At 73.7% G+C, this 14,247-nt stretch carries 16 protein-coding genes; 6 read left to right on the forward strand and 10 right to left on the reverse strand.

Annotation, left to right across the window (positions count from 1 at the left end; genetic code table 11):
- Positions 1-67: 67 nt before the first annotated feature.
- From ABD948_RS13335 to ABD948_RS13345, 3 genes are all read right to left on the reverse strand, one after another.
- The gene (locus ABD948_RS13335; RefSeq protein ID WP_345266542.1) at positions 68-1,135 is read right to left on the reverse strand and encodes a hypothetical protein; all 1,068 of its coding nucleotides are present in this window, start codon (positions 1,133-1,135) and stop codon (positions 68-70) included.
- Positions 1,132-1,662 carry an RNA polymerase sigma factor gene (locus tag ABD948_RS13340; RefSeq protein WP_345266544.1) on the reverse strand — a complete coding sequence of 177 codons (531 nt, stop codon included), beginning with the start codon at positions 1,660-1,662 and terminating at the stop codon, positions 1,132-1,134. The genes ABD948_RS13335 and ABD948_RS13340 overlap by 4 nt, the downstream gene beginning before the upstream one ends.
- Before the next feature lie 84 nt (positions 1,663-1,746).
- Complete coding sequence (locus ABD948_RS13345; protein WP_345266546.1) at positions 1,747-3,207, reverse strand: S8 family peptidase; 1,461 nt, start codon at positions 3,205-3,207, stop codon at positions 1,747-1,749.
- A 100-nt stretch (positions 3,208-3,307) separates the two neighbouring features.
- Between ABD948_RS13345 and ABD948_RS13350 the strand changes: the two genes are divergently transcribed.
- Together ABD948_RS13350 and ABD948_RS13355 are read left to right on the forward strand one after the other, a co-directional pair.
- Complete coding sequence (locus tag ABD948_RS13350; protein ID WP_345266548.1) at positions 3,308-3,973, forward strand: hypothetical protein; 666 nt, start codon at positions 3,308-3,310, stop codon at positions 3,971-3,973.
- A 73-nt stretch (positions 3,974-4,046) separates the two neighbouring features.
- Positions 4,047-4,247, forward strand: coding sequence for a helix-turn-helix domain-containing protein (locus ABD948_RS13355; RefSeq protein WP_345266550.1), 201 nt, complete (start codon positions 4,047-4,049; stop codon positions 4,245-4,247).
- Between the two features lie 15 nt (positions 4,248-4,262).
- On the opposite strand, the gene ABD948_RS13360 is transcribed toward ABD948_RS13355, so the two are convergent.
- Entirely contained in the window at positions 4,263-4,661 is a 399-nt protein-coding gene (locus ABD948_RS13360; RefSeq protein WP_345266552.1) for a DUF4446 family protein, read from the reverse strand.
- Between the two features lie 22 nt (positions 4,662-4,683).
- On the opposite strand from ABD948_RS13360, the gene ABD948_RS13365 reads away from it, so the two are divergent.
- From ABD948_RS13365 to ABD948_RS13380, 4 genes are all read left to right on the forward strand, one after another.
- On the forward strand, positions 4,684-5,529 hold the full coding sequence (locus ABD948_RS13365; RefSeq protein ID WP_345266554.1) for a prephenate dehydratase: 846 nt from the start codon (positions 4,684-4,686) through the stop codon (positions 5,527-5,529).
- A gap of 41 nt (positions 5,530-5,570) precedes the next feature.
- Entirely contained in the window at positions 5,571-6,821 is a 1,251-nt protein-coding gene (locus ABD948_RS13370) for an arginine deiminase (RefSeq protein WP_345266556.1), read from the forward strand.
- Positions 6,822-7,022: 201 nt separating this feature from the next.
- Positions 7,023-7,388 (forward strand): Crp/Fnr family transcriptional regulator, encoded by a 366-nt coding sequence (locus ABD948_RS13375; RefSeq protein WP_345266558.1) that lies wholly within the window; start codon positions 7,023-7,025, stop codon positions 7,386-7,388.
- A gap of 8 nt (positions 7,389-7,396) precedes the next feature.
- On the forward strand, positions 7,397-8,452 hold the full coding sequence (locus ABD948_RS13380; protein ID WP_345266560.1) for an adenylate/guanylate cyclase domain-containing protein: 1,056 nt from the start codon (positions 7,397-7,399) through the stop codon (positions 8,450-8,452).
- A gap of 165 nt (positions 8,453-8,617) precedes the next feature.
- Here ABD948_RS13380 and ABD948_RS13385 read toward each other — a convergent pair whose 3' ends face one another.
- The 6 genes from ABD948_RS13385 to ABD948_RS13410 form a co-directional block, all read right to left on the reverse strand.
- Complete coding sequence (locus ABD948_RS13385; protein ID WP_345266562.1) at positions 8,618-9,580, reverse strand: DUF5926 family protein; 963 nt, start codon at positions 9,578-9,580, stop codon at positions 8,618-8,620.
- A 9-nt stretch (positions 9,581-9,589) separates the two neighbouring features.
- Positions 9,590-10,396, reverse strand: a complete 807-nt coding sequence (locus ABD948_RS13390; protein WP_345266564.1) for a glycerophosphodiester phosphodiesterase family protein — start codon at positions 10,394-10,396, stop codon at positions 9,590-9,592.
- Between the two features lie 3 nt (positions 10,397-10,399).
- Positions 10,400-10,780: an SRPBCC family protein gene (locus tag ABD948_RS13395; protein WP_345266566.1), complete on the reverse strand. Its 381-nt coding sequence runs from the start codon at positions 10,778-10,780 to the stop codon at positions 10,400-10,402.
- Between the two features lie 44 nt (positions 10,781-10,824).
- Complete coding sequence (locus ABD948_RS13400; protein ID WP_345266568.1) at positions 10,825-12,384, reverse strand: alanine/glycine:cation symporter family protein; 1,560 nt, start codon at positions 12,382-12,384, stop codon at positions 10,825-10,827.
- A 125-nt stretch (positions 12,385-12,509) separates the two neighbouring features.
- Positions 12,510-13,700, reverse strand: coding sequence for an ATP-binding protein (locus tag ABD948_RS13405; protein ID WP_345266570.1), 1,191 nt, complete (start codon positions 13,698-13,700; stop codon positions 12,510-12,512).
- Between the two features lie 226 nt (positions 13,701-13,926).
- Positions 13,927-14,193, reverse strand: a complete 267-nt coding sequence (locus ABD948_RS13410; RefSeq protein WP_345266572.1) for a hypothetical protein — start codon at positions 14,191-14,193, stop codon at positions 13,927-13,929.
- Positions 14,194-14,247: the final 54 nt, after the last annotated feature.

Raw genomic sequence — 14,247 nt, forward strand, 5'->3', positions numbered from 1 at the left:
CTGGCGGCGCCTCAGGTTGCCTGCGGCGGCGTGTCGGGCGCGGGTGCGTCGATCCCGGACGCCACAGCTAGCCGCGCAGGTCCCCGACCGCGTAGTCGGTCCGCCCACCACGCCCCTCGACCTGCAGCGCGTCGAACCTGGCGGCCGGCACGAGCACGAGGTAGAGCGATCCCTGCCAGGGGCCGCCGGCGACGGCGGGCACGGCGGTGCTGGCGCCGGAGGTGTCCCGCCACGCCACCTCGCTGACCTCGCCCGCGCGGTCGTGCAGGGCGACCAGCAGCTGGGCGGACTCGACGCCGACCACGTCGTCGGGGTCGGTCAGCTGGCTGGTGAGGTCCATGGGGACCGGCGCCGAGGGGAGGGTGGACACCGTCCTGGTGCCCGTCCGGCTCCCCGCGGTCACGCAGACGCGGGCCCCGCAGGAGTCGGCGTAGGCGGTGGTCCGCTTCTCCAGGCCCGAGACGTCGTAGGTCGGCCGGTCGGCGACCAGCACCGCGGTGGGTGAGACGTCCTCGGCGCGCAGGTCGTCGGCGCCGGGCTCCAGCCCCTCGACCACCAGCGGCACGGACGACGAGCCCGCCGCGGGATCGTTGCTGCACCTGGTCACCGTCAGGAGCCGGTAGCTCCCCCCGCTCCGCTCGAAGGAGGACCGACTGGCCAGGGTCCCGTCCGCGTTGCCCAGGCGCAGGGTCGCACGGTCGCCGCGCAGGACGACCTCGTGCCGGGGCGCACCCGCGGCCTCGCCCGCGGGCCGCCCCTCGGGGCTGAGCTCGGGGAGGAAGGAGTCGTCGTCGGAGGGGAAGTCGGTCCGCTGCTGCACCGGGCAGGAGAACTCCTGCTCGACGCCGTCCGACGGTGACGACGGGTCCTCGCCCGATCGGTCCTCGGAGGTGATCGGCGCCACGACGACGGCCACGGCCGCCGCGGCCGCCACCGCCACCGCTGCGGCGGCTACGCGCCAGGCACGCCGCCGTCCGGCCCCGGTGGGCACCTCCGCGGGCCTCCCACCCGCCGACGCGCGTGCCAGCGTGGCCGCGTACAGCGCCGCGACGTCGACCTCGTGAGCCTCCCCCTCCCGCGCCAGGGCTGCGCGCAGCCGCTCCTCGCGGTGATGGTCGTCCGTCACGCTGGTCACGAGGTGCCCCTCTCGTCGTCGATCTCCGCGGACCAGGAGCGCAGCGCCTCCAGCGCCCGCGACACCTGGGACTTCGCCGTCCCGGTACGGACACCCATCGCGGCCGCGACCTCCTCGTAGGACAGGTCGAGCCAGAAGCGCAGCACCACCGCCTCGCGCTGGCGCGGGGGGAGCGCGGCCACGGCCTCCCGCACCCCGAGGCGGTCCTCGCTGCCCGAGGGCACGACCACCTGGTCCTGCTGCACCAGGTGCGCCTTGCCGGCCGCGACCCGGTGCCGGCGGTGGCGGTCGCGCACCTCGTTGACCACGCTGCGCGTCAGGTAGCGCGCGGCGTCGGACTCCTCACCGCGCAGCCTGGCCCGGCCACCGAGGACGTTGCAGCAGACCTCCTGGACGACGTCCTCGGGGTCGGCGGCACCGAGGAAGCCAGCGAGACGGACCAACCTCGCGGCGTGGGCGAAGAACAGTCGGGCGAACGCGTCCTCGTCCATCCCGTCCCTCGCTCCCAGGGGCAGCAGTGTGCTCACACCCTGACCTACGTCGACCTCGGCCAGAAGGTTGCTCGCTGCCCGGAGGAGCTGCGCCGGGGCGCCGGGAACGGCCGGCCCGGATCAGCCGACGGCGACGCTGCGGGTGCGGGTGGCGCGCTGGCCGGAGGTGTCGACGACGGTCAGGGTGGCCCGGGCGGTGCCTGCGGCCAGGGTCCGCGTCACGGTGCGACCCTTGGCCTGGGTGGTCCGACCGTTGGCGGCGGTGAAGCTCCAGCTGTAGGAGCGGATGCCGGTGTCGTCGGCGGGCTTGGCGGTGAAGGTGCACCGGGTGGCCCGGCAGTCGAATGCGAACGCGGCACGCGGGGGCTCGTCGACCAGTCGCAGCAGGCGGTCGGGCGAGCCGGCGCCGCGGTTGCGCACCGTGCCGGGGGTGGCGGCGGCGAGCACCTTCTGCTCGGCGGCCGCGACCGAGAGCCTGGGACGGGCGGCGCGCACCAGGGCCAGGGCGCCGGCCACCAGCGGGGAGGCCATCGAGGTGCCGCTGATGTTGCGGGATCCGCTCGCGGTGCCGGCGCGGGCGCCGGTGATGTCGACGCCGGGTGCGAACACGTCGACGCAACGACCGAAGTTCGAGAACGGCGCGCGGCCGTCGCTGCGGTTGGTGGCGCCGACGGTGAGCGCGGCGGGCACCGCTGCGGGCGACTCGCGGCACGCGTCGCGTCCGCTGTTGCCGGCCGCCGCGACCACGGAGACGCCACGACGCACGAGGCCGCGCACGGCGTTCTCGATCGCGCTCGAGCGCGGACCCGAGAGGGAGAGGTTGACGACGGCGGGCTTGCGGGCTGTGCGCGCGACCCAGTCGAGGCCGGCGACGACGCCGGAGACGCTGCCCGAGCCCCGGCAGTCGAGCACGCGGACGCCGTGGATCGTCGCGCGCTTGGCCACGCCCCAGCGGGTGCCGACGGCGGTGCTGGCCACGTGCGTGCCGTGGCCGTTGCAGTCGGCCCAGGCGTTCGGGTTGGGACGGCGGAGCAGGCCGCCCACGAAGTTGCGCCCCTCGCCGACGCGTCCGCGGAACTCGGAGTGGCCCGAGAGCCCGGTGTCGACCACGTAGACGTGCGCCCCGCGGCCGGCCTTGTTCGGGTAGCTGAAGCGGCCGTCGAGTCTGCGCTCGGCCTGGTCGACCCGGTCGAGGCTCCAGATCGGCTTGCGCTGGGTGCGGGCGATCGTCATGGTCGCGTCCGGCTCGACCGAGGCGACGCCGGGGACGGCGGCCAGGGCCAGGGCGGCGGCCGGCGTCAGCTCCGCGGCGAACCCGTCGAGCGCGGTGCCGAAGGTCTCGGTGACCGTGCCGGCCAGCGGGGCCACCAGCGTCTTCGCCGTCGTGCCCAGGCGTCCGACGCCGGCGTCGTCGAGGACGACGACGTAGCCGCGCGTCACGCCCCCGGCCGCCGGGGCGGGCTCGGGGTCGGCGGCGCCGGCGCCCGGACCCGCGGCGAGCAGGCCGGCGACCATCCCGAGCGGGATCAGCGCGGCGAGGGGGCGGAGCAGGGTGCGACGGGGGCGCGGCAGCGTGGTCATCACAGGCTCAACGGTGCCCCAGCCCCCCAAGTCACGTGACAGCGGGCACGAGATGACTTATCGTTTCTCGATACCATCGACCAACGATATGGAGCGTGCCGTGCTGAGGATCCGCCAGCGGGACCCCTTCGGAGCACTCGACGCCGTGGTGTCCGTACTGTTCTTCTTCGCCCTTGCCTCCTTCGCCGTCTTCCTCGCTCTGGGGCTCATCGGCCTGCTCGACGGCGGGCGAGCCCAGGTGCACGTCGCCGGGCTCGGTGACGGCGAGACCTGCCTGGAGGTGCCGAACAACAACCGGTACGTGCCCTTCACCGACACCCGGCGCACCCCCCGCGCCGAGAACGCCGGCATCTCGGTGACCGCTGAGGAGCTGCGCGTCTGCCTCGACGACGCGACGCCCACCCAGGAGGCCGCCGCCGCCGTGGCCCCGGTGGGCTCGCTCGTCCTCGGCCTCGGCGGCCTCTTCCTGGCCCGTCGGGCGATCCGGGCAGGCCGGCGTGAGGGTTTCTCCAGCCTCGCGCTGGCGAACGCCGTCCGGCTGACGGGGTGGTTCCTGGTGGTCATGACCATCGCGTGGCCGGTGCTGGCCGCCGTCGCCCGCCAGGTGGCCCTGGGCCCCGTCGGCGCCGAGTCCACGTGGGCCGACATCCTGCTGGAGCCGCCCGGCCACCTCGGCATGGCCATCATGTCCCTCGGCGTGCTGACCACCGCCGGGCTGCTGCGCCACGCGGTGCGGCTGCAGGCCGACGTCGACGCCACCATCTAGTGGCCGGCTAGTGGCGCGCGGAGCGCGGCGGACACAGGCCGCGACGGACGAGGGCGACGACCACCGCGTCCAGGTGCACCTGGACCGCGTGCTCGCCGAGCGTGGGATGACGCTCACCGAGCTGGCCGACCGGGTCGGCGTCACCGTCGTCAACCTCTCGGTCCTCAAGAACGGGCGAGCGCGCGCCGTCCGGTTCAGCACCCTGACGGCGATCTGCGAGGTGCTGGACTGCCAGCCGGGCGACCTGCTGTCGGTGCGCCCCCGCGAGGGGTGAGCGCTGGCTGAGGCGTCAGGCCGGCTTGGCGTGGTCGATCGCCTCGGACTCCTCGGGCGAGAGCTGCTGCTCGCAGCGCCAGTCGGTGATCGCCTTGGCGTAGGTGCGGGCCTCGCTGCGGCCGTGGATCGAGGTGACCACCACGCCGCTGCCGGCGTCGTCGAGGAGCGCGAGCGACCACGAGAGGTGCCCGCCCATGTCGTCGAAGGCGTCGTAGCGGACGACGGCGAGGCGGCGCAGCGCCTGCCCGGCGTCGCGGGTCAGCGCCGCCACCTCCTGGCGCAGGCCCAGCACGTCCTCGGGGAGCGCGTCGACGTCGCCGACGGGCCGGCGCGCGGTGCGGCGCAGCGCCACGAGCGCCCCGGCCAGGGCGGCCAGCGCGAGCACGAGCGAGACGACGGCGAGGGCGGCCACCGCCCAAACCTAGACTGCGCGGGTGACGAAGCAGCGGATTGCCTACCAGGGCGAGCCGGGCGCCAACTCCCACACGGTGTGCGTGCAGCACTACCCCGACTGGGAGGCCGTGCCCTGCGCCTCGTTCGAGGACGTCTTCGCCCTGGTGGAGGGCGGCGAGGCGGACCTCGCGATGATCCCGATCGACAACTCGATCGCCGGGCGCGTGGCCGACATCCACCACTTCCTGCCCGCCTCGACGCTGCACATCGTGGCCGAGAAGTTCCTGCGCATCCGCTTCCACCTGATGGGCGTGCCCGGCGCGACGCTGGAGTCCATCACCACCGCGCACAGCCACGTGCACGCGCTGGGCCAGTGCCGCAAGATCATCCGCGAGCGCGGGCTGCGGCCGATCATCTCCGGTGACACCGCCGGCGCCGCCCGCGAGGTGGCCGAGGCCGGCGACCCCACCCAGGCCGCGATCTCCCCGCCGCTGGCCGCGCAGATCTACGGCCTGGAGATCCTCGCCGAGGACGTGGAGGACGAGGACCACAACACCACCCGCTTCGTGGTGCTCTCGCGCGACCTCGTGCAGGCGCCCGCAGGTCAGGGCCCCGTCGTCACCTCGTTCATCTTCAACGTGCGCAACCTGCCGGCCGCGCTGTACAAGGCGCTCGGCGGCTTCGCCACCAACGGCGTCAACATGACCAAGCTGGAGAGCTACATGGTCGACGGCTCCTTCACCGGCACCCAGTTCCTCGCCGAGGTCGACGGCCACCCCGACGACCCCGGCCTGGCCCGCGCGCTCGAGGAGCTGGCGTTCTTCACCACCGACGTCAAGGTGCTTGGCGTCTACCCCGCCGACCCGTTCCGCACCGCCGCCGGCTGAGCGGCGCGGGGGCACCCTCCCCCAGCCCCTAGGCTGCCGCCATGAGCACGACGAGCACCCCGGGCACCGGGCCGGACCACGCACCCCACGGCGCCGACAGCGAGGTGGGGCGGCTGCGCACGGTGATGCTGCACCGCCCCGGGCCCGAGCTGAAGCGCCTCACCCCGCGCAACAACGACAAGCTGCTCTTCGACGGCATCCCGTGGGTCGCGCGGGCGCAGGAGGAGCACGACGCGTTCGCCGAGGCCCTGACCGCGCGCGACGTGGAGGTGCTCTACCTGACCGACCTGCTCACCGAGACCCTGGCCGACGCCGACGCGCGGGCGGCCGCCATCGAGGAGGCCCTCGACGAGCTCGACCTCGGCGACACGATGGCGCGGTACCTGCACGGGATGCTGGGCGAGGCCTCCCCCGAGGAGCTGACGACCATCCTCACCGCCGGCGTGCGCAACGACGAGGTGCGCGGCGGGTTCGGCCTGGTCACCTCGCTGCTGGCGCCCGACGACTTCCTCATCGACCCGCTGCCCAACCTGCTGTTCACCCGCGACTCCTCGGTGTGGGTGCGCGACCGGGTGGCGATCACCTCGCTGGCCATGCCCGCGCGCAAGCGCGAGACCGAGCTGACCGAGCTGATCTACACCCGCCACCCGCGCTTCGTGGGCAGCCCGCGCATCCACGGCTCGCACTACGAGCACGTCGAGGGTGGCGACGTGCTGCTGCTCGCGCCCGGCGTCATCGCCGTCGGTGTGGGGGAGCGGACGACGCCCGCCGGCGTGGAGCGGCTGGCCCGGCAGGTCTTCGAGGCCGACCTGGCGCACACCGTGCTCGCGGTCCCGATCGCCCAGGAGCGCGCCACCATGCACCTGGACACGATCTGCACCCTGGTCGACGTCGACAAGATGGTGGTCTACCCCAACGTCGCCGACTCCCTGGTGGCGCACACGGTCACCCACCGCGGCCCCGAGGCCGACGGGCACCTGCTGCTCGACGTCGCGGAGCCGCAGCCGTTCCTGCTGGCCGCCGCCGCGGCGATGGGCATCGACGCGCTGCACCAGATCGACACCGGTCTGGACCCCGTGACCGCCGAGCGCGAGCAGTGGGACGACGGCAACAACACCCTGGCCCTCGCGCCGCGGGTGGCGGTGGCCTACGAGCGCAACGACGAGACCAACGACCGGCTGGAGGCCGCCGGCATCGAGGTGGTGCGGATCGCGGGGTCCGAGCTGGGCTCGGGCCGCGGCGGCCCGCGCTGCATGAGCTGCCCGATCAGCCGGGAGCCGCTGGTCGTCTAGCCCCGGTCACGGCGCGACCGCCGTCAGCCACGGCAGTGTGACGACGGACGCGGCCGGGGAACCGGAACCTCGGCGGGACCCAGCCGTTGACACGGTGGACACCTGCACACCGAGCCGCCATCATGCGGCTCGGGACGCTCCCACCGCGCGGCACCCCCGCACGACCCCGCATCACCCCTCGAAAGGCTGGTCACGATCCCCATGGCATCGTTCTTCGACTCCTTCTCCCCCGCGGAGGTGGCCCGCATCAGCGCCCACGGCCGACGCCTCAAGCTGCCCGAGGGCTGGTCGCCGATCTGGGAGCGCACCCCGGCCGACAAGGCCTACATCCTGCTCGACGGCACCGTCTCGGTGCGCAAGGGCGGCGAGGAGATCGCGCAGGTCGGCGCCGGCGAGATCTTCGGCGAGGCCGCGATCATGGGTCACTCGCTGCGCACCGCCTCGATCGTGGCGCTGACCCCCCTCGAGGTCATCCACCTCACCGACGACGCCGTGCGCGAGCTCGTGGCCGAGATGCCCTCCTTCAAGGAGGCCATCGAGAAGGTGACCGAGTCCCGCAAGAGCTGAGCCCCGGAGTGAGCGAGGCCCTGGGCGACCAGACCGACCTGAGCGACCGGAACGACCTCGCCGACGCCGCCGGCGTCGTCGAGCACCGGCTGCTCGGCGCGGCTCCGTCGCTCACCCGCGCGCAGGTGGCCGCGCAGGCCGAGGTGCCGCTGGAGCTCGCGACCGAGCTGTGGCGGCTGCTGGGCTTCGCGCAGGCCGCCGACGACGACGTCGCCTTCACCGAGGCCGACGTCGAGGCGCTGCGGCTGGCCAGCGAGCTCCAGCAGCTGGGCGTCCTGAGCCCGGAGCGGCAGGCCGCGCTGGTGCGCACCTGGGGCCGCTCGTTCGCGCGGCTGGCGGAGTGGCAGACCGAGCTGCTGGCCAGCGTCGCCCTGGAGCGCGACGACCCGGCCGGCACGTTCGCCGAGCTCTCGGGCGAGGTGCTCCCCCGCGTCGAGCGCCTGCAGGGCTACGTGTGGCGGCGCCACCTGGCCGGCGCGGGCGCGCGCCTGCTCGGCGTCGAGGACCACGCCGGCGGTGCCACGAACCGGCTCTCGGTCGTCTTCGCCGACATCGTCGGCTACACCTCGCGCAGCAAGGAGCTCGGCGAGCACGAGCTGGTGGCCTGGCTCGAGCACTTCGAGAGCCGCACCACCGACCTCGCGGTCGAGCACGGCGCCCGCGTGATCAAGAACATCGGCGACGAGGTGCTCCTGGTCGCCGACGACCCCGCGGCCGCCGTCACCATCGCGCTCACCCTGACGGCGTGGGGCGAGAGCGAGGACGACGACTTCCCCCGCGTGCGGGCCGGGGTGGCCCACGGCGAGGTGGTGAGTCGGCTCGGCGACGTCTTCGGCCCCACGGTCAACGTCGCCTCTCGGCTGACGTCGGTGGCCCGGCCCGGCACCGTCGTGGTCGACGAGGGGGTGTACGACACGCTGCACGGCTCGGCCGGCGGCGAGCAGGACGACGACTCACGCCAGGACGAGAGCGGCGATCTCGACTTCCGACGGATCCGGCGGCTCTCGGTGAAGGGCTACCCGCGGCTGCGTGCCTGGGCCGTGCGGGGACCCTCGAGCGGCTGACCCGGCGGATGACCCGGCGGATGACCCGGCCAGGCACGGTCGGCGAGGGGAGCCCGGCCGCCGACGTGGGGGGACGTGCGGCGGCCGGACACCCACGAACCTAGGGGGTCGGGCGAGGCCCGCCGGCGCAGGCGCGCCGAGCGGGCTCGCGCCGTGGTCGAGGCGTCAGCGGATCGTGACCTGGCGGTTGGCCAGGCCCGAGCGTGCGGAACGCTGCTCGGCGGTGAGCTCCGAGGTGTCGGCGAGCGCCTCGTCGAGCGCGGTCTTGAACGCCGCGGCAGGCTCCTCCAGCACCTCGGCACCGGTGCCGACGGGCAGGTCCCACACCGGGCAGAGCAGTCCGTGGGCGCGGAACATGCCCACCAGGCGCGCCTCGGGCACGATCACGTCGGCGCCGGAGACGTGCAGGCGGGAGAGCGCGTCGAGCAGCGCGTCCTCGGGCTCCGGCATCACCCAGCGCAGGTGCTCCTTGGTGCCCACGTCGGTCCAGTAGGCGGCCTCGACCGAGGTCAGCCGCCGGGTCGGCGTGATGCTGCCGTTGGCCTGCTCGAGGGCGGCCGCCAGCCCCTCGCGGTCCTCCTCGTCGACGTCGTCGAGCCAGTAGTCGAAGCCCTCGTGCACCGTGACGTCGAGGGTCTCGTTGGTCACGAGGTCCTGCAGCCGCGGGCCGGGGCCGGGGTCGCTGGTGAGACCGACGACGCCGGGCTCGGCGTCGAGCGCCTTCTGCAGCACGGCGGCGAGGTCGCGGGAGGGGTCGCCGAACTGGTGCTGCACCTGGAGGCCGACCCACACCTCGCCGCTGTCGCGCGACATGGCGGGCGCGGCACCGGGCAGCAGCGAGCACAGGCGCACGGTGCGGTCGGAGTCCTTGACCTGCAGCGGCGCGCTGGCGGCCGGGACCAGCTCGCGCAGCGCGATGATGTCGCACTCGCCGGGCAGCCCCTCGAAGGGCCGGCTCACGAAGGCCGAGGCACCGCCGTCCTTGCCGCCGTGGCAGGCCTTGTAGCGCTTGCCGGAGCCGCAGGGGCAGGGCTGGCGCGGGCCGACGGCGCCCTCGGGCGCGTCGGTGCCGGTGCCGTCACCGGTGCCGGGCTGCGTGCTGGGCTTCGTGCGCGATCGCTTGGCCATGGCGCGAACCTACCGGGACCCCGGCTCCAGCCCGTCGACGAGGTCGAGCAGGTAGGCCGGCCGGTCGGTGATGCAGGCCGTGACCCCCAGCGAGCGGCACAGCTCGAGCTGCTCGGGGGTGTTGACGGTCCACACGTGGATCTCGTGACCGCGGCGCACGATGCTCTGCCCCAACCGGGGGTGCTCGGTGAGCTCGTCGATGCCGGGCCCGATGATCCAGTGCCTGCCCACGGTGCGGCGCAGCAGCCGCCAGGTGGCCACCTTGTCGACCAGCTGCACCAGCCGCACGTCGGGCGCGAGCCGTTCGACGCGCTGCAGCGCGGTGAAGGAGAAGCTCATCACCCGCACCGGGGAGCCGGGCCGGTCCCAGCCGAAGTCGCGCAGCATCGCCACCAGCCGCTTCTCCACCAGGCCGCCGTAGCGGGTGGGGTGCTTGGTCTCGATGGCGATCTCGACCCGGCGGTCCAGGTCGGCCACGGTCTCGAGCAGGCGCCGCAGCGTCAGCACCCGGTCGAGCGACTCGTCGCGGTCGGGCGCCTCGTCGTCGAGGTCGGTCCAGGGGTTCTTCCACGAGGCGAAGTCGAGCTCGGAGAGGTCCGCGAGCTCCATCGTCGAGACGCGGCCGCGCGCGCTCGCCGTGCGTCGCAGGTCGCCGTCGTGCACGCAGACCAGGTGGCCGTCGGCGGTCAGCCGGACGTCGCACTCCAGCCCGTCGGCACCTGCCTCCAGCGCGGCCAGGTACGCGCCCAGCGTGTGCTCGGCGTTGTCGTGGCTGGCGCCCCGGTGGGCGACGACCTGCGGCCGGTAGGGCGTCATGGCTCAGTCCTCGGCGGCCAGACGCTCGAGACGCACGAGCGCCGCCAGGCAGACGACGCCGTAGGCCGGCGCCCACCACGGCACGTGGAAGGTGACCCGGCAGCCCTTGCGCGTCGTCGCGACCGTGTGACCGGTCGCCGGCACACCGGCCACCGACCAGGACCACGAGACACCCTCCTCGTAGGAGGTGACCCGGAACGGGATCCACACACCCGGCGGCACCCGCACCTGACCGGTGCTGCCCGGGCCGATGCGCGCGGAGCCGTCGTCGAGCCGGGCGCCCAGGACCGAGGGACCCCAGTGCGGCCAGGCCTCCACGGTCGTCAGCAGGTCCCACAGCACGGGGGCGGGCGCCAGCACGCGACGCGAGAAGGGCAACGACATGTGCACATCCTCCCCCAGCAGTCGCCGTCCAGACCCGTGCGGACTCAGGTCGTGGCGCGCTCCTCCTCGGGCACGACCGTGATCGTGCCGTTGCGGCGTCCCTCCCGGAAGTCGCGCAGCTCCTGGCGGACCTTGGGCAGCAGCAGGTAGCAGGCCAGCAGGTTGGGCACGGCGCAGACGAAGAGCATCGCGTCGGCGAAGCTGAGCACCTCGGAGAAGTTGACCACCGAGCCGATGACCACGAAGAGGCAGAAGATGACCTTGAAGATCATCTCGCTGGTGGTGCTGCGGCCGAACAGCGTCGTCCAGGCCTTGAGCGTGTAGTAGCTCCACGTGATGAGCGTCGAGAACGCGAACAGCGCCACCGCGATCGCGAGCACCACCGGGAACTGCGGCAGGAAGGTCTCGAAGGCGCGCGAGGTGACGACCACGCCGTCGGGGGCGTCGGCGCCGCCGGCGACCGCCGTGACGGCGTCGTTGTAGTAGGCGGTGTCGGCGATGACGATGGTCAGCGCGGTCATCGTGCACACCACGACGGTGTCGATGAACGGCTCGAGCATCGCGACGAAGCCCTCGCTGACCGGGTGCTTGGTCTTGACCGCCGAGTGCACGATCGGCGAGGAGCCCACGCCCGCCTCGTTGGAGAACGCCGCGCGCTGGAACCCGACGATCAGCACGCCGACCACGCCGCCCGCGGCCGCCGTCGGGGCGAAGGCCTCGGAGATGATGGTGCCGATCGCGCCGGGGATGTTGCCGAAGCTGCCGAGGATCACCAGGGTGCAGGCGGCGAGGTAGATGAAGGCCATCGTCGGGACCAGGCGGCTGGTGACCTTGGCGATGGAGTTGATGCCGCCCAGGATCACCGCGCCGACCAGCAGGGCCAGCACGATGCCGAAGACCAGCGCGGAGCCCGAGGAGCCCAGGAAGCCGTCCTCGCCGCCGGTGACCTCACGGGCCTGCGCCATGGTCTGGTTGGCCTGGAACATGTTGCCGCCGATGGCGCCGAAGAGGAACAGCGCGACGGCGAAGAGGCCGACCATGCCCTTGCTGACGCCGGCACCGAAGCGTGCGAAGGCGACCGGCAGGTAGGTGAACGGGCCGCCGGTGACGGTGCCGTCCTCGTGCACCTGGCGGTACTTCACGCCGAGCGTGCACTCCACGAACTTGGTGCACATGCCGAGCAGCCCGGCCAGGATCATCCAGAAGGTGGCCCCGGGGCCGCCGATGACCACGGCCGCGCCGACGCCCGCGATGTTGCCGAGGCCGACCGTGCCGGAGACGGCGGAGGAGAGCGCCGCGAAGTGGCTGACCTCGCCGGGGTCGCTGGCGCGGGAGTACTTGCCCTGTACCAGGTCCTTGGAGGTCTTGAGCCCGGTGGCCTGGATGCCGTGGAAGTAGATGGTGAAGATGACGCCGGCGGCCACCAGCCAGAAGACGATCAGCGGGGCGTCGGTGCCGCCGATCGGGACGGTGGCGAAGACCACCGAGCCCACGGCGTCGGAGATCGGCTCGAAGGCGCCGTTGATGACGTCCTCGGTCTTCGAGAGCCACCCCCAGGTCTGCGCGGGTTCGTCGGCCGCGAGGACGGCGAGGGCGGTCGGCATCGGGTCAGCCAACCCGACGACGACGCCGACCGCAACGGTCCGCGAACGATCCGGGCCGATCGTTACCTCAGAGCGGCGCTCTCGAGTCCCGGCTGCTCATCCCCCGGCCGCTCGTCCCCGGCTGCTCAGGCGCGGGTGCGCAGGAAGCGCCCGAAGTGCGGGACGGTGAAGGCCACCCGGCCGCGCTCGGCGGAGTAGACGAGCCCTTTCTTGATCAGGCCGTCACGGGCCGGAGAGAGCGACTGGGGCTTGCGCTCGAGGTGGCGGGCGACGTCGGCAGTGGCCACCGGCTCGTCGCCGGTCTCGCTGCCCAGCTCGGCCATCGCCGTCATGTAGTCGCGCTCGGCGGGGGTGGCGCGCTCGAACCGGGCCCCGAAGAAGCCGACCGCCAGCTCGGCCTCGGCCTCGGGGGCGGCGGCCTCGACGTCGGCCGGCCCGATGGGGTCGGCCAGGGCGGCGTCCCAGGTGACCTTGCCGTAGGCCTGCACGAAGTAGGGGTAGCCGTCGGTGAGCCGGTAGAGCTCGTCGAGCGCCTCGGTGGTGAAGGTGACGCCCTCGGTGGAGGCCGGCACCCGCCAGGCCCGCTCGGCCATCTCGCGCGGCAGCCGGTCGACGGTGACGTAGCGGAAGAGCCGCTCGGCGTAGGACTTCGACGCCGCCAGCGCCACCGGCAGGTGCGGCAGACCGGCGCCCACCACCACCAGCGGCGCACCCTGCTGGCTGATCTCGTGGCAGGCGCCGCACAGCGCGGCGAGCTCGTCGGTGGCGATGTCCTGCATCTCGTCGATGAACAGCCCCACGCCGACCCCGAGGTCGCGCGCCAGGGCCGCGACGTCGGTGAACAGCTCGACCAGGTCGAGCTCGAGGTCGCCGGAGTCGGCGCGGCCGCGCACCGCGACGGCGTCGACCGGCGGCGTCCAGCGCAGGCCCTTGCGGTCGGCCTGGCTGGTGCGCAGGGCGAAGGACTTCAGCACCCCGGTGGCCTCCTCGACCCGCTCGGGGTCGCGGTGGCGGTGCGCCACCTCGCGCAGCGCCGCGTGCACGGCCTGGGCGATCGGGATCCGGACGCCCTGGTCGGGTCGCGCCTCGATCTTGCCCGTGCCCCACGCTCGACCCACCGCCTGGCCGCGCAGGGCGTTGAGCAGCACGGTCTTGCCGACGCCGCGCAGCCCGCTCAGCACCATGCTGCGCTCGGGACGCCCGGCGGCCACCCGCTCCAGGGTCACCTCGAACTGCTGCAGCTCGCGGTCGCGACCGGCCAGCTCGGGCGGGCGCTGCCCGGCCCCGGGGGCGTAGGGGTTACGGATCGGGTCCACGTCAGGACGGTATCGGGCTGTCTAGCGCTGGCCGTAGACATCTGCCGGCGCGCCGGAGTGCGGCACGTGGCGGTGCGCTGGGGTACCACACGCGTCCCACCTGCCACTCCCGCGCGGCGCGGGGGGCTTGTCACGGAACCGGGGGGCCAGAGTTCCGGCCCTCCTGTTCCGTGATCCCACGTGGACGTGGGATCACCCCCCAGCCGCACCCACCGCCCCAGCGCGGTCAGCCGGCCCGCTGGCCCCGCAACCGGTGCACGTGCTCGGAGAGGGCGGTGGCGTAGGCGTCGTCCAGGCCCGCGCGCAGCACCTCGATCAGCGCGGGCACCTCGTCGACGGCGAGCCGGAACGAGGCGGTGCAGGTGTTCTCGCGCCACAGCGAGACGACGACCAGGCCCTCGTCGTCGTGCCAGGTGAGCCGGAGCGCGCGGTCGACCCCACGGGCGTCGGTGAAGATCGCACCCGTGCGGGGCAGCGGCCGCACACCAGGCATGCCCCATCATCGCCCCGACCACCCTCCGCCGTCCATGGCTTCTGCCTAGACTCA

It is taken from the genome of Nocardioides nanhaiensis (genome assembly GCF_039542785.1).
GTDB classification, from domain to species: Bacteria; Actinomycetota; Actinomycetes; order Propionibacteriales; family Nocardioidaceae; genus Nocardioides; species Nocardioides nanhaiensis.

What these genes read in the sequence shown, in the direction of transcription:
- ABD948_RS13345 (WP_345266546.1), bottom strand. Translation starts at nt 3,207, where the DNA reads ATGACCACGCTGCCGCGCCCCCGTCGCACCCTGCTCCGCCCCCTCGCC.
- ABD948_RS13370 (WP_345266556.1), top strand. Translation starts at nt 5,571, where the DNA reads ATGAGCACGACGAGCACCCCGGGCACCGGGCCGGACCACGCACCCCAC.
- ABD948_RS13375 (WP_345266558.1), top strand. Translation starts at nt 7,023, where the DNA reads ATGGCATCGTTCTTCGACTCCTTCTCCCCCGCGGAGGTGGCCCGCATC.
- ABD948_RS13385 (WP_345266562.1), bottom strand. Translation starts at nt 9,580, where the DNA reads ATGGCCAAGCGATCGCGCACGAAGCCCAGCACGCAGCCCGGCACCGGT.
- ABD948_RS13390 (WP_345266564.1), bottom strand. Translation starts at nt 10,396, where the DNA reads ATGACGCCCTACCGGCCGCAGGTCGTCGCCCACCGGGGCGCCAGCCAC.
- ABD948_RS13395 (WP_345266566.1), bottom strand. Translation starts at nt 10,780, where the DNA reads ATGTCGTTGCCCTTCTCGCGTCGCGTGCTGGCGCCCGCCCCCGTGCTG.
- ABD948_RS13400 (WP_345266568.1), bottom strand. Translation starts at nt 12,384, where the DNA reads ATGCCGACCGCCCTCGCCGTCCTCGCGGCCGACGAACCCGCGCAGACC.
- ABD948_RS13410 (WP_345266572.1), bottom strand. Translation starts at nt 14,193, where the DNA reads ATGCCTGGTGTGCGGCCGCTGCCCCGCACGGGTGCGATCTTCACCGAC.